Here is a 270-nt window from a genome sequence, read left to right as displayed (position 1 = left end):
TGTGTCACTTCAACAAAAAGTTCGTGATCTTGCATCAGCATGGGGGAAGTTTTTCAACCCTAAAGAACATGCTCGACTAAAAGAAAAAAAGCGCAAACCTAAGAAACCTAAATTTTTTAAATTGGCTTATGGTACTGAGGTTGAGTTGCGCCCACTTATGCCTAGATTTAAGAAAAAATCAGACGGTTATGATTCCATTCGCCTTGTACAATTCGATAAATACTGTTGGGTTAAAGGAAATAAACTCAAACTCCCTAATGGCGTAGGTGT

The 270-nt window shown here is 37.8% G+C and carries 1 pseudogene; it reads left to right on the top strand.

Annotation, left to right across the window (positions count from 1 at the left end):
* A pseudogene (locus ACEO2X_RS14440) lies at positions 1-270 on the top strand (RNA-guided endonuclease TnpB family protein); the annotation flags it as partial.

The sequence above is a fragment of the Acinetobacter sp. AL9 genome (assembly GCF_041464035.1).
GTDB classification, from domain to species: domain Bacteria; phylum Pseudomonadota; class Gammaproteobacteria; order Pseudomonadales; family Moraxellaceae; genus Acinetobacter; species Acinetobacter towneri.
Note: the sequence above shows the minus strand (reverse complement) of the source record. Positions and strands in the feature narration are given on the sequence as shown.